We start from the raw sequence: 12,315 nt of genomic DNA on the forward strand, positions 1-12,315 counted from the left end.
ATACTAAAATATCCTTCTGCCAAAACTATACAACTCTCCTCTGTTGTTCTTAATAACGCACACCTATATTATACAAAACAAAAAACGCCCTAGCAATAGCAATAAGGCGTTTAAAATGGAATTGTAATAATAATCATTAACAGAAAAATAATTGTTAAATAATTTACGGAATATAGGAAGTTAGCATGCGCCCATTTGAGATCGTTTTTAGTAAAAAATCCTCTGATAGCTAGGACTAGCCAGCCTATATTTAGTGCTGTTGCGATTATGATAAATGTTGTACCTAGCTGTACTAGAAAAATTGGTAGTGGCAGCAGGCATGCTATATATACAAACATTTGCCGTTTTGTTACATCGAACCCTCGAACAACTGGAAGCATAGCAACGCCGGCAGCTTTATATTCGTCATGTTTTTTTATTGCAATTGAAAAGGTATGTGGCATTTGCCATATAAATATAATCATAAATAAAACTATAGGAAGAAGAGGTAATCCAGGTATAATGGCGGTCCATCCTATAAGAGGGGTTACCGCTCCTGAGACACTCCCAATCACTGTATTCAGTGTGTATCTACGTTTAGACCACATTGTGTATAAAACAACATAAGTGAACCAACCGATAAAAGCATAAAAGACCGCTTCAATCGTTGTAAAAAATAGGAAAATGAAGCCAATAATAGAAAGTCCGATTCCTATCGCTAATACTAATTTAAGTGAAAAATGTCCAGTTACTGTTGGCCGTTTTTGCGTTCGCGCCATAACCGTATCAATATCAACATCGTACCAGTTATTAATAACAAGTGCACCAGCCATCACCAATGTACTACCTATTATAGTTAATATGAAAAGATTAAGATTATCTAGAAACGTTTGATTAGAAACATGAAGCGCTAACCAGAATCCAGTAAAGACCGGCAATACATTTGCAAGTAACACTCCCGCTTTAAAAAGCGATTTTAAATCTGTTATGAAAGTAGAGAAATTCCGTTTCTTGTCCCTTTTTTGGGAAGGCAAATCATTTTTATTCATCCAATATCCTCCCGTAGAAAATGAAAAATAATCTTTTCCCATTATAACATTCATTCCCTATTAAAACGTTCTTTCTATTTTATTTGAAATGTTTTATGATTCATTTAAAGCTGTCTTTAAATTAGGGGGATTTTGATTTGTCTAAACTTTCAATAACAGACTTTATTATGCGTACGAGGGACGGGCAAACTCTTGCACCGGAAGGCTCTAATATTTCAATCGCCGAATGGAGTGCGGAAGGTACTCCCGAGGGCGAAACACCCATGTTAATGGCTCCGCTTCATTTACATTATGAAGATGATGAAGCGTGGTTTATTTTAGAAGGCACACTTGGATTTCAGATTGGAGACGATACAATCGAGGCTAATCGTAACGAGGCAGTAATCGTGCCACGAGGAACACCACATACATTTTGGAATCCAAAACAGGAGAATGCACGATATCTAATTATCATGAATAAGCAAACTCAAAAATTGATTGATGCGATTCATAGTACTAGTGACCGCAGTCCTGAAACGATGAAAAAACTTTTTAAGCAGTATGAAGCTGAATTGCTTTAAAATGAGGAAAAAGGGAGCCATTCAATCCATTCGGCTCCCTTAAAAATAATGAATCAGTGCATTCCGCTCCATTCACCTTGATTTTTAGATTTTTTCTCCTTTTTAGCTTTTTCCTTATGAGCGCGGTTTGCATTTGCGCTGCCAAATTCTTTTGAGAACTCTGAATCAGTTTTACTTGAGTCAAATCCTTGTTTGTTTTTTTGTTCCGGATCGTTTTTCTTTGTCCGCTTAGCCATAAATGAATATCCCTCCTTCGTTTCTTTAGTATGGGAATTGAAGTTGGAAATATTCTTCTTCATTTTAATAAGCGCTAGCTATCATAAATATTTTTACCGTAAAAAATTTCTTCCATTTCATTTGTAATTCTTTCGGTAATTTCCTCTTCTTCCCCAGAGCTAAGGTTTTCTTTGGATTGTCCAAATAAATAGTTATCTAAATCAAATTCTTTAAGCTTACATTTTGTGTGAAAAATATTCTCCTGATAGACATTAACATCAATCATATCAAATTCCTCTTTTAGATCATCAGGAATATAGTTTTGGATGGAATTAATTTCGTGGTCTATAAATAATTTATGACCATCCTTCGCCCTCGTAAAACCACGAACTCGATAATCAATAGACATGACGTCCGTTTCAAAAGAACGGATCAAAAAGTTCAAAGCCTTCAATGGCGATATTTCACCACAAGTAGACACATCAATATCAGCCCTAAATGTACTAATCCCTTCATCTGGATGAAATTCCGGATACGTATGCACTGTTATATGGCTTTTATCAAGTTGTATCACGACATTGTCCGGAAGTGGTCCCGGTGACTCCTCATATGATTCTGCCGGAACCTCAACGACAGGCCCCTCGGAAACAAGGACCGTTACACTCGCTCCTTGCGGCACATAATCCTGCTTTGCTACATTTAACACATGTGCACCTATAATATCTGCTACATGCTGTAAAATCTCTGTTAGCCTATCAGCATTGTATTGTTCGTCAATATACTCAATATAGGCCTCACGATCCTTTTTCGTTTTTGTAAAACAAATATCGTACATATTGAAGCTTAATGACTTAGTCAAGTTATTAAAGCCATGAAGTTCAATTCGCTGCTCAGGAGTAAGTTTCATACTGCTGACCCTCCTCAGTTTATGTAGACAATTCTATTCTTTATTAAGATATTGTTATGTTACCCGTTCTGTGAGATAAAAAAACAAACAGCGCCATTGCAAAAAAGGAAAAGACTGCATAAGCTTCTTTCCCCTGTAAATGTCTCTGATATTCTTTGTATAAGTCAAACTTTATACTTTGGGCGAGGTAACCGCCGATGCTAAAACATACTCAATTTATAATTCCTAGACAATAATTCCAATAATTTGATTCCCGCAACGCTATTCCCTTTTTCATCTAATGCCGGGCCAAAAATCCCAATGCCAAATTTACCAGGAACTGCACCCATAATCCCACCTGAAACGCCGCTTTTTGCCGGAATGCCAATTTTTATCGCAAATTCACCGGAGGCATTATACATACCACATGTAACCATGAACGTTTTACAAATACGGGAAATATGAACAGGAATAATTTGCTTTCCACTTTCTAGATCCACTCCATCCATCGCAAAAATCATCCCAATTCTAGCCAATTCCAAGCAATTCATTTCGATTGCGCACTGTTTCGTATATAAATCAATTAGCTTTTCCACATCTTCTTCAATGATGTGATGTTGTTTTAAAAAATAGCACAAAGCCCTATTTAAATAGGCAGTTTTAAACTCAGACTGAGCAACATCTTCACAATAATCTATCGTTGAATCATTCGCCATTTCCCTTATAAAAGATAAAAGTCTTTGGAATCTATCCTCTATACTATTTCCTTTTATCATATGAGTTACGACAAGTGCTCCAGCATTGATCATTGGATTCAAAGGTTTTGCCGGGGACAAAGTTTCTAATTTTGCAATTGAATTAAAGGGATCACCCGTCGGTTCCATACCAACTCGTTCGAACACATAGTTTGACCCTCTATCCATCAAAACAAGAGCCAAGCTAATAACCTTTGATATACTTTGAAGTGAAATTTTCCTCTCGATATCACCCGCGGAAATACATTGCCCATCAGGGTACTGTATGGCAATGGATAAATCATGAGGATTAGCTCTTCCAAGGGCGGGAATATAATTCGCAACCTTGCCTTCTTTTGTGTATTCTCTTGCCTCTTTAACTAAGATATTTAATTCATCACTTGATTGACATGGCATCTTCATCACCCAACCATAGTATGAACCATAGTTTGGAATATCACTCTAAACTTTGTTTAAAACTTAAATCCATCCTTACTTGTATACTCTCCTATTTGTGATTTCCTCGTGAACCATTTCATACATACTTTCAACTCCTGTACTTGATGCTTCAAACGTAAATGCATTATCTGAGCTGACTCCAATATTATCAGCCTCTTTTACTACATCAATATTAGCCCCGATGAAGATAAATTCCCACTGATGCTTTTCTTCTTGTTGCTTAATCATTTCTTTTATTTTAGGGTACTTAAATTCCTGACTTGCATTTTCCATCCCGTCAGTAGTAATAACAAAAATAACCTTATCTGGTTTGCCCTCATTAGAAAACCTATGATCTACCTCTAGTATCGTTTTGCCTACAGCATCAAGCAAGGCTGTATACCCACGCACATAATATTCTTTTTCAGTTAGCTTTATAGTTTTTGCATCAATTCCATTCCATAAAACTTCATACTGATCATCAAATAGAACAGCTGTCACCTTTGTTTCTCCATCAAGATTGTGTTGTTTTTCAATCAGAGCATTAAAACCACCGATTGTGTCATGTTCAAGTCCAGCCATTGATCCGCTTCTATCTAGTAAAAAAATGATTTCAGTCAACATAAAAAAATCCTCCCTTACTCATCTGATGGTATAATCATAGCTGAGATTATCCATATATTGGTCGCCTTTAAAGCGACATTTTGGGGAGATGGACGATTTGCTAAATGAAAAAATTATAGGTGAATTGCAGAAGTTTATTGATCATTATTTTGTTTTAAAAACGTTCAATATATCAGAAGATATCGCTCATGAAAGTATGTACAATGAGGAAATAATCGATTTTATAGAGAACAAAAGAAAACCTTCACTTCAAAAACTACTATTCGATTTTATCGACCAGAAAGGTGCAACTGATCCCGAAATCTATCATAAAGCGGGAGTTGATAGGAAGCTGTTTTCTAAAATACGTTCAAATCCAAGCTATCGACCGAGAAAAAATACAATCATCTCACTTGCCTTGGCTCTAGAGCTTGAACAAGAAGAAACGGATACTCTTTTGAATTCGGCGGGTTACACATTGTCTGATAGTGAAACCTTTGATTTAATCATTCAATTTTGTATAAAGAAAAAGATTTATCATATTCACGATGTTAACCAAGCGCTGGAACATTATGATTTGAAACCTTTATAATGACAAAAGGTTTATCTGAAATCCAGATAAACCCTTTGTCGACCAAAAATATTAACGAACAGCAAGTTCCCTGCCTTTTTTGCTTAAAAGCATACCGGTTACGGCCAACGAGCATATTCCAAGTATGAGCAGTAAAATAAACACATTATGCAAGCTTGATTCTAATGTGAAGCCTTGTAATTCGTCACTCAACCATAATCCTGAAACAGCAATCCCTATTGCTTGTCCAAGGTTTTTTAATAAATTATGGGAACCCATAGCCACCCCGCGGGTCTCCCATTCTACTGCAGATTGAACGGCAACCGTGAAGGCGGTATAAGCCAATCCGAAACCGACTCCTAGCACTCCTGTTACGACCATCATCCAAGCCACTGTCGTTTCGGTCCGGAAAAATACCAACCCAACACAACCTATGATAATAATCGCAATTCCAGCCATTGTTATATGAGCAATTGGTCTCTTGCTCATCCACTTACCTGCCACAAGTGCACCAAACGGCCATGTAACGGACATGGGGAGCATGGCTATACCGGAGAAAGTTGCATTTAAATTTGTTACACCTTGTACCCATAATGGGATATAGAAAGTGATCGTAACAAGAATAAAACCTAATAAAAATCCAGCAACATTTGAAATCGTTATAAATTTATTCTTAAATACGGAAAGCGGCAGCATCGGCTCTCTTCCCTTTGCTTGAATCCAAATAAAAACAGAAAGGCCTACGAATGCTACAATAAATAAAACAGCAATATTGCTAGTTACTTGTTTATACTCTTTAACTAAAGTTAAAGCGTACAAGAAAGAGCTCATACATATTGTAAATGTTAAAATGCCGGCATAATCAATAACCTGTTTTTTCTTTTCAATATGCTCATGTAAAGCAAACCATAATAGAAATAACGATATAATTCCAAAAGGGAGATTCATAAAGAAAATCCAATGCCAAGATATCGTATCGACGATGAATCCACCGGCAAGAGGACCGAAAATACCGGCAATTCCCCATACACTGCTCATCCACCCTTGAATTTTTGCCCTCATGTTAAATTCAAACACATCACCAATAATCGTAAAAGGAATAGTCGATAATGCCCCTGCCCCGATCCCTTGAATAAGGCGGAAAATAACAAGCTGCTCCATCGTTTGGGATAGACCTGAAAGCATGGAGCCAATTAAAAATATGATTGTACCAATTGTAAACATTAGCTTTCGTCCATATAAATCAGCCATTTTCCCAAAAATCGGCGTGCTGATAACGATTGCTAATAAGTAAATTGAAATCACCCACGTATATAAATGGCTTCCCCCAAGATCTGCTACTATTTTTGGCATTGCAGTACTTACGATCGTTCCTTCAATTGCTGTAAGGAACGTCGATATTAATAACGCTATCACAACAGACTTTTGTTTTGTCTCTGTATTCATTTTTTCTCTCCCTTAAGTTGAAAAGCACAGGCATTTTTTACCCATAATAAAGTATAGCAAATTAACAAGTTGCTTACACTCTACAAATCACCCCAATTCCGAGCCTTTAGATGGAGTGAAAAAAGCCATCCACAATTTATCAGGCAGTCAGTTAACCGAAATTTCGCTATAACTTAAAAAAAAATAACAACCGAAATATTCGGTTGCTAAAGATAATGCTTTTTCAATAAGTGCCCGTTCTCACAATAATTTCATCCCTATTCAATCGCCTTCATCACTTCTATATTCTAAGATATCTCCAGGCTGGCATTCTAAAGCCTTGCAAATTGCCTCTAAAGTTGATAATCGTATCGCTTTTGCCTTCCCATTTTTCAATACAGAAAGGTTAGCCATCGTAATTCCAACCCTCTCTGAAAGTTCTGTTACGCTCATTTTCCTTTTAGCAAGCATCACATCAATATTGATAATAATTGCCATTGTTTTCACCTCAGACTGTTAAATCATTTTCTGATTTTATATCGATGGCATTTTTTAATAGTTTTTGAAGAACAGCTGCAAAGACTGCAACTACCAGGCTACCAAAAATAATGACCATTCCAATTAATATCATGCCTGGGGCATCGTCTACTTCCGCCATGAGATATATAAGGGGCAAAAATAAGACAAATAATGCACTGATGATGATGGCGCAGTATTTGATATTTTTCAAGGCCTTTACAGATAACTCCGAAAATGCCAAATTCTTGTCAATATAGTTTAAAAGTCTTAAAGTTTGGAACAAGGCAACAAAAAATATTAATGCCGCTACATACAAACTCATTAAAAAGGGGTATTGTAGATAATCTAATTTTGGGTTTAATTCTGCAAAAAATTCAGCTATCCTAGGCAATACAAATATACACAAAGCAAGGACAGGAAGCCCCATAAGAAAAACAGTGAGCTTTAAAAAGAATGTTTCCCGTTTCATAAAAAGCACCTCTCTTACTTATTTTCAATTTCATTTTAACAAATAATTTATCGTTTTACAATAAATTATTATCCTTTGTGATTATATTATTATTGTTTAGTAAATATCCCTTTAATTTCCGACAAAATAAAAAGCATTCCTCATTAAAAGAAATGCTCTAATTTTTACCCATTCTGAATCATATTTTGTTTTTTTTCAAGCTTCCTGAAAACAATGTCTCTATCTCTTGGGCGTTGATAGGAGGACTAAATAAATAACCTTGAAGCTCATCGCACCCCATTTGCATTAGAGTATTTCTTTCGTCTTTTGTTTCAATTCCTTCTGCTACAACATTTAGTTGGAGACCTTTTGCCATGCTAAGGATGGATTGGACTAATCGGGACTTTTTCATATTTTGATCGATATCGGAAATAAACTGCCGGTCAATTTTGATTTCATCGATTGGAAGTTGCAGTAAAGGATACAAGGAAGAGTATCCTTTTCCAAAATCATCTATTGATATTTTGACGCCAATCTCTTTTAACTGCTTAATAACAGTTGTGACATAGTCCAAATTTTTAATAAAAACACTTTCCGTTATTTCCAGTTTAATATATTCAGGGGATAATCCCGATATTTCCAGCGCTTGCTTCACCATCGAAACCAAATAATCTCGTTGAAACTGTTTTGCTGAAATGTTCACCGAAACAGGTATCTTCGGAAACCCCCGATCCTGCCACTCTTTATTTTGCTCGCATGCCTCAATTAAGGACCAACGATCAATTTCATATATTAATCCAATTTCTTCGGCAATCGGAATAAAAGTGGCTGGTGAAATAAAACCAAGTTCAGGATCTTTCCACCGAATTAATGCTTCTATACTTGTAATTCGGCCAAATTGATATTTTGGTTGATAATATAGTTCAAAATTCCCTTTATCCACAACTTGCCTCAAAGAATTTTCAATTAGAAGGCGGTCATCGTATTTATTTCTCATCGAGTCATTGAAAAAGCGAGCAACATTCCCACCTTTTTCTTTTGAATGGTACATCGCAATATCCGCACATTTAATTAGAGTATCTATATCCTCCCCATTATCCGGATATAAACTGATTCCAACACTAGCTGTAACATACAGCATATGACCTTGTACGGAAAAAGGAGTGGAAAATTCCTGAATCATTTGCTGTAGTGTTTCCTGCACTTCTTCTCTTTCTTTTATACTTAGAACGATGACAAATTCATCACCGCCTAATCGAAAAATATTGCGGTTCTCGTTTTGTAATGTACGAAGATGGTCTGCAACTAATTGAAGCAGTGTATCGCCGGCTGCATGGCCAATCGTATCATTCACTTGCTTAAATTGATTAATATCAATAAAAAGAATAGCAAATAATGAAGAAGGTTGAGTGTAAATCAAACTTTTTACATAATCCTGAAAATGACGACGATTAGGTAAACCCGTTAACACATCGTAAAAAGCTAAATGATTTAATCTAAACTCAGATTCTATTAATTGTTTTGTCTGCTCTTTCAATTTATTATTCATTTCATTGCTTTCTCTGAATAACTCTTTTAGTTTTTCCGCCATTTCCTTTAAGTTTTTCGAGAGTAAACGCAGTTCGGAAACATGGCTAAGGGGCCATTCAATTTGTTCAAATTGAATTAGTTTTTCTGGTAAACGTGTAGATGCTAATGTCAATTGTCTAATATTTTTCATAAAAATACTGCTGACAGTCTGTACAAAAATAGAAAGGAATAATGCAAATATTAGGGAATATCCGAGTTGCTCTAAAAAAATAGAGAAAATTTTATTTTGGTATTGAGATATTGGTAGTTGAACCATTATGTTAATGTTCGAAGATATTAATTCTTCATCATATAAATAATATCCCTTACCCCACTTATTAATTGGCGCGAAGCTCCCGTCTTTAGGTAATATGACTAGAAAGTCGTTATTAGCCAATCTTAGAACCTCGTTACTGGCCATATTATAGACGGTATTCACCTGAATATCTTTAGATGTTGAAGCGAAAACTTCATTTTTTTCGTTCATAATAACAATATCTAATTCAGGGGAATCCAAGTAGTGGACTAATTCATCCATCCGATCAATTTGTTTTGCATTTTTTATTGATAATTGCCTTAAATCTTCTTTACTCCAGTCAGAAATTTCCTTTTCCATGATAGAAACTATATTTTTTACATGAGATATATTTTTACTATCCAATAACCCTTGAGCATTGCGCGCATTGGTCATCACACTAAAAAAGAACGGTACTATAATGGAAATGACGATTATATGAAATAGAAACTGATGGATAGAAAAATTGTTCTTATTTACTTTATTATTCTTGAAAAAACGATAAAAAGGAACATAGGCTAAAAGCATATCTGCCACAACTACATTAAATAAACCGTTAACAATCATTTTGGATATTTGGAAGTAAAGGGCATTCCCAGTCAAATAAGGCTGATTGATAAAAAAAAGTCCAATTAATCCGATCGTCATCCAAAAAAAGATATCGACAAAAAACATTTTAGCGCGTCTACCCTTATGAAAAAATGCACCTACAAATATGATTTCCACTACAAGTAAAGCCTGCAGTCCAACAGAATAGAGTTGATGAGGTAAAAGAATAAAAGTAGTAAATAATCCAGCGAGCACTGCTTGTGGCAACCCAAAAAGACGCAGCATTAAAAATAAAAAGATACTTGTAAAAGCAAAAGTAATCCCATAGGGTAAAACTATATTAAAACTGGAAGACAAAATAATAAGTCCTAATATAAGAAAAAACAGTAATACTCCACTATTTTTTTTCAAAAATGTAAACATATAAACAATCCAATCTATAATATTACTTATATAAATCATAATATATGGAAATAGTCTTAATTGTAAATGCCTATTCATTATGGAAGAAAGCTGATTGTCAGAAGATAATCAGCTTACCATTTTTCTTATGGACTTACTAACTTTTGAAATACGGGCATCATGGGTACATTTGAAATAAAGTGGGCTGCCTACAGATATCTGAAAGCAGCCCATTTCACTTATTTTAGCCCATATGAAAAATCAAATTTTTGTTTTATATTTTTTCCCCATCAGTCTTTGATAATCCGAAATATCTTCTGGGTTATCAGGATCAATAGTAATGATCACCTTCCAGTCCATTTCTTCACATAAATGCTGAAAATCGTTAGCCTTTTCCTCTGAATGAACACGTAAAACCGCTGGTCTTGCATTCGACCCTAATTTAGACATTTTCCTTCCTCCCTTTTCTACTTAAAATCCAACTCACTTAGCTTTTTATATGCTTTATTCCTCGTAAGATTTTTCGATTGCCAAGAAACATCTTTTAAATTATCTATTTCTGTTTTACGAACTTTTAGCAAATACTCTAATTCCGGAACGTTCGGATTCTTTTCGTATATCTCTATTAGCCCCAAGATTCCTGTTGCTGATAAGCTGTTTAAATAATGTACATCGATTTTTTCGGTAAGCTCAAAACGCTCAATATTTCGTTCAACTACAAAGTTATCAATATTGACGATATTCAAACCCACATAGTAAACGAGGGATGCAATGAAGTAAAAATGGAATAAGGAAAGCTTCTCGAGCCAAATTTTAATTAAGGTATATGCAAAAATAACCATTAAGAAAATCATGAAGGAATGCGCCAGCACCCTTGTAAATGTAAAGCCATACGCATTTTCGTACATGGTCAATCGCATGAATGCTGATACTAGCAGAACTCCACTTGATAACACGAGAACCGTTAAGGCTATTCGCATTGTCTGTTTCAAAAAGCCATCAATATGTTTCGTAAAATTAATAACTCCGGTAGTAACACTCAGATTAATTAAAGTGACAAATAGTAATTCAAAAAAACCGCGTCGCGCATATTCCGCATAAGTATATCCTTCATCAAGCGAGCCGTTGAAAAAGTACTTGAATTGAATGGCAACAAATAATATATAGACGATATCAAGAAGGACTAACATCGTAATTGTGATGATTCCATCCATTGCGATTGGCTTAACTTCCTTTTGGACATGATCGATATTTTTTCGTGATAGAACTTCCATAAAACCAAAGAAAGTGAATGTGTAGATTAATATAATAATGAAACGAAACACATATTCCGCCTTAATATTAAATAGGTTAGGGATATTATTAATTAGCCTTTCAAATTGAGAATCTGCCGAAATTAATAGATTAAGTATGATAAATAAAATTGGTATTGAAATAGCAATTCCGATGATAATTTTTATCCAAATGTCATAATGCTTTTTGTTTGTTCTCTTTTTAAAGAGAGACGCAATATGCTTTGTGAAAATAGCACTATAACCTATTCCTTCAAAAAGACGACGAGCAGCAGAAAAGAGAAAACGCAGGTTATTCCATTCTTTTTTCTGAGGCGATGTAACTAGTACTAGCTGGAAAATAACAAGTGCTGGAATGACAATGATATTCAACATATAGAAAAGTGCTGTATCATATAGAAAGTAACAGATTGCCAAAATCCATATTGCTATCAACACTAAATATCCGAAGCGTTGATGTGAGAATGGATATGATCGAAACTTATATAAAACAATGGTATAAAACACAACGATAAAGATGATATAGGATATACCAATTTGATTCCTAAAAAACGCTTCTTCAGCAATAATCCCTACTAAGAAACACATACTTAAAAATAACCAGTCTACCCTTTCAATTTTCAAATCCATATAAAGACCCCCTTGTATCGTTACGTATTGTCAAAACATCTATAGTAAAAAGTTAATAATTCCTTGATATAAAAGGGTTTATAAGCAAAAAACTTGCCACCCCCATAATTTTAGGATAAAAGTGAGGTTACCACACACACACCAAAATCC

The 12,315-nt window shown here is 35.0% G+C and carries 13 protein-coding genes; 2 read left to right on the top strand and 11 right to left on the bottom strand.

The genetic code is table 11. The features are described 5' to 3' along the window. Positions 1–110: 110 nt before the first annotated feature. Complete coding sequence (gene cyoE, locus NQ185_RS17985; RefSeq protein WP_257583417.1) at positions 111–1,028, bottom strand: heme o synthase; 918 nt, start codon at positions 1,026–1,028, stop codon at positions 111–113. Between the two features lie 137 nt (positions 1,029–1,165). Here cyoE and NQ185_RS17990 point away from each other — a divergent pair, with 137 nt between their 5' ends. Beyond that, positions 1,166–1,588: a cupin domain-containing protein gene (locus tag NQ185_RS17990; protein WP_257583418.1), complete on the top strand. Its 423-nt coding sequence runs from the start codon at positions 1,166–1,168 to the stop codon at positions 1,586–1,588. Positions 1,589–1,641: 53 nt separating this feature from the next. Here NQ185_RS17990 and NQ185_RS17995 read toward each other — a convergent pair whose 3' ends face one another. From NQ185_RS17995 to NQ185_RS18010, 4 genes are all read right to left on the bottom strand, one after another. Beyond that, positions 1,642–1,824, bottom strand: coding sequence for a hypothetical protein (locus tag NQ185_RS17995; RefSeq protein WP_213130950.1), 183 nt, complete (start codon positions 1,822–1,824; stop codon positions 1,642–1,644). Between the two features lie 74 nt (positions 1,825–1,898). Beyond that, positions 1,899–2,711 carry an adenosylmethionine decarboxylase gene (gene speD, locus NQ185_RS18000; protein WP_257583419.1) on the bottom strand — a complete coding sequence of 271 codons (813 nt, stop codon included), beginning with the start codon at positions 2,709–2,711 and terminating at the stop codon, positions 1,899–1,901. A 200-nt stretch (positions 2,712–2,911) separates the two neighbouring features. Next, on the bottom strand, positions 2,912–3,841 hold the full coding sequence (glsA, locus tag NQ185_RS18005) for a glutaminase A (RefSeq protein WP_257583420.1): 930 nt from the start codon (positions 3,839–3,841) through the stop codon (positions 2,912–2,914). 75 nt (positions 3,842–3,916) lie between these two features. Beyond that, on the bottom strand, positions 3,917–4,486 hold the full coding sequence (locus NQ185_RS18010) for a vWA domain-containing protein (protein ID WP_257583421.1): 570 nt from the start codon (positions 4,484–4,486) through the stop codon (positions 3,917–3,919). Positions 4,487–4,574: 88 nt separating this feature from the next. Between NQ185_RS18010 and NQ185_RS18015 the strand changes: the two genes are divergently transcribed. Next, positions 4,575–5,057 (top strand): hypothetical protein, encoded by a 483-nt coding sequence (locus NQ185_RS18015; protein ID WP_373370829.1) that lies wholly within the window; start codon positions 4,575–4,577, stop codon positions 5,055–5,057. 51 nt (positions 5,058–5,108) lie between these two features. Here NQ185_RS18015 and NQ185_RS18020 read toward each other — a convergent pair whose 3' ends face one another. The 6 genes from NQ185_RS18020 to NQ185_RS18045 all read right to left on the bottom strand — a co-directional run bounded on the left by NQ185_RS18020 (position 5,109) and on the right by NQ185_RS18045 (position 12,165). Next, the gene (locus NQ185_RS18020) at positions 5,109–6,482 is read right to left on the bottom strand and encodes an MDR family MFS transporter (protein WP_257583423.1); all 1,374 of its coding nucleotides are present in this window, start codon (positions 6,480–6,482) and stop codon (positions 5,109–5,111) included. A 261-nt stretch (positions 6,483–6,743) separates the two neighbouring features. Then, positions 6,744–6,959, bottom strand: a complete 216-nt coding sequence (locus NQ185_RS18025; protein ID WP_257583424.1) for a helix-turn-helix domain-containing protein — start codon at positions 6,957–6,959, stop codon at positions 6,744–6,746. A gap of 10 nt (positions 6,960–6,969) precedes the next feature. Further along, entirely contained in the window at positions 6,970–7,449 is a 480-nt protein-coding gene (locus NQ185_RS18030; RefSeq protein WP_257583425.1) for a DUF2975 domain-containing protein, read from the bottom strand. A 178-nt stretch (positions 7,450–7,627) separates the two neighbouring features. Further along, positions 7,628–10,198, bottom strand: a complete 2,571-nt coding sequence (locus NQ185_RS18035) for a putative bifunctional diguanylate cyclase/phosphodiesterase (RefSeq protein ID WP_257583426.1) — start codon at positions 10,196–10,198, stop codon at positions 7,628–7,630. Positions 10,199–10,504: 306 nt separating this feature from the next. Further along, complete coding sequence (locus tag NQ185_RS18040; protein ID WP_257583427.1) at positions 10,505–10,693, bottom strand: hypothetical protein; 189 nt, start codon at positions 10,691–10,693, stop codon at positions 10,505–10,507. A gap of 17 nt (positions 10,694–10,710) precedes the next feature. Then, positions 10,711–12,165: a DUF4153 domain-containing protein gene (locus tag NQ185_RS18045; RefSeq protein ID WP_257583428.1), complete on the bottom strand. Its 1,455-nt coding sequence runs from the start codon at positions 12,163–12,165 to the stop codon at positions 10,711–10,713. Between the last annotated feature and the right edge of the window lie 150 nt (positions 12,166–12,315).

Source organism: Lederbergia panacisoli, from assembly GCF_024626525.1.
Classification (GTDB): Bacteria; Bacillota; Bacilli; order Bacillales; family Bacillaceae_C; genus Lederbergia; species Lederbergia panacisoli.

Excerpts from the sequence above, each read along its gene's own strand:
- cyoE (WP_257583417.1), bottom strand. The coding sequence starts at position 1,028 with ATGAATAAAAATGATTTGCCTTCCCAAAAAAGGGACAAGAAACGGAAT.
- NQ185_RS17995 (WP_213130950.1), bottom strand. The coding sequence starts at position 1,824 with ATGGCTAAGCGGACAAAGAAAAACGATCCGGAACAAAAAAACAAACAA.
- speD (WP_257583419.1), bottom strand. The coding sequence starts at position 2,711 with ATGAAACTTACTCCTGAGCAGCGAATTGAACTTCATGGCTTTAATAAC.
- glsA (WP_257583420.1), bottom strand. The coding sequence starts at position 3,841 with ATGCCATGTCAATCAAGTGATGAATTAAATATCTTAGTTAAAGAGGCA.
- NQ185_RS18010 (WP_257583421.1), bottom strand. The coding sequence starts at position 4,486 with ATGTTGACTGAAATCATTTTTTTACTAGATAGAAGCGGATCAATGGCT.
- NQ185_RS18015 (WP_373370829.1), top strand. The coding sequence starts at position 4,575 with ATGGACGATTTGCTAAATGAAAAAATTATAGGTGAATTGCAGAAGTTT.
- NQ185_RS18020 (WP_257583423.1), bottom strand. The coding sequence starts at position 6,482 with ATGAATACAGAGACAAAACAAAAGTCTGTTGTGATAGCGTTATTAATA.
- NQ185_RS18025 (WP_257583424.1), bottom strand. The coding sequence starts at position 6,959 with ATGGCAATTATTATCAATATTGATGTGATGCTTGCTAAAAGGAAAATG.
- NQ185_RS18030 (WP_257583425.1), bottom strand. The coding sequence starts at position 7,449 with ATGAAACGGGAAACATTCTTTTTAAAGCTCACTGTTTTTCTTATGGGG.
- NQ185_RS18040 (WP_257583427.1), bottom strand. The coding sequence starts at position 10,693 with ATGTCTAAATTAGGGTCGAATGCAAGACCAGCGGTTTTACGTGTTCAT.
- NQ185_RS18045 (WP_257583428.1), bottom strand. The coding sequence starts at position 12,165 with ATGGATTTGAAAATTGAAAGGGTAGACTGGTTATTTTTAAGTATGTGT.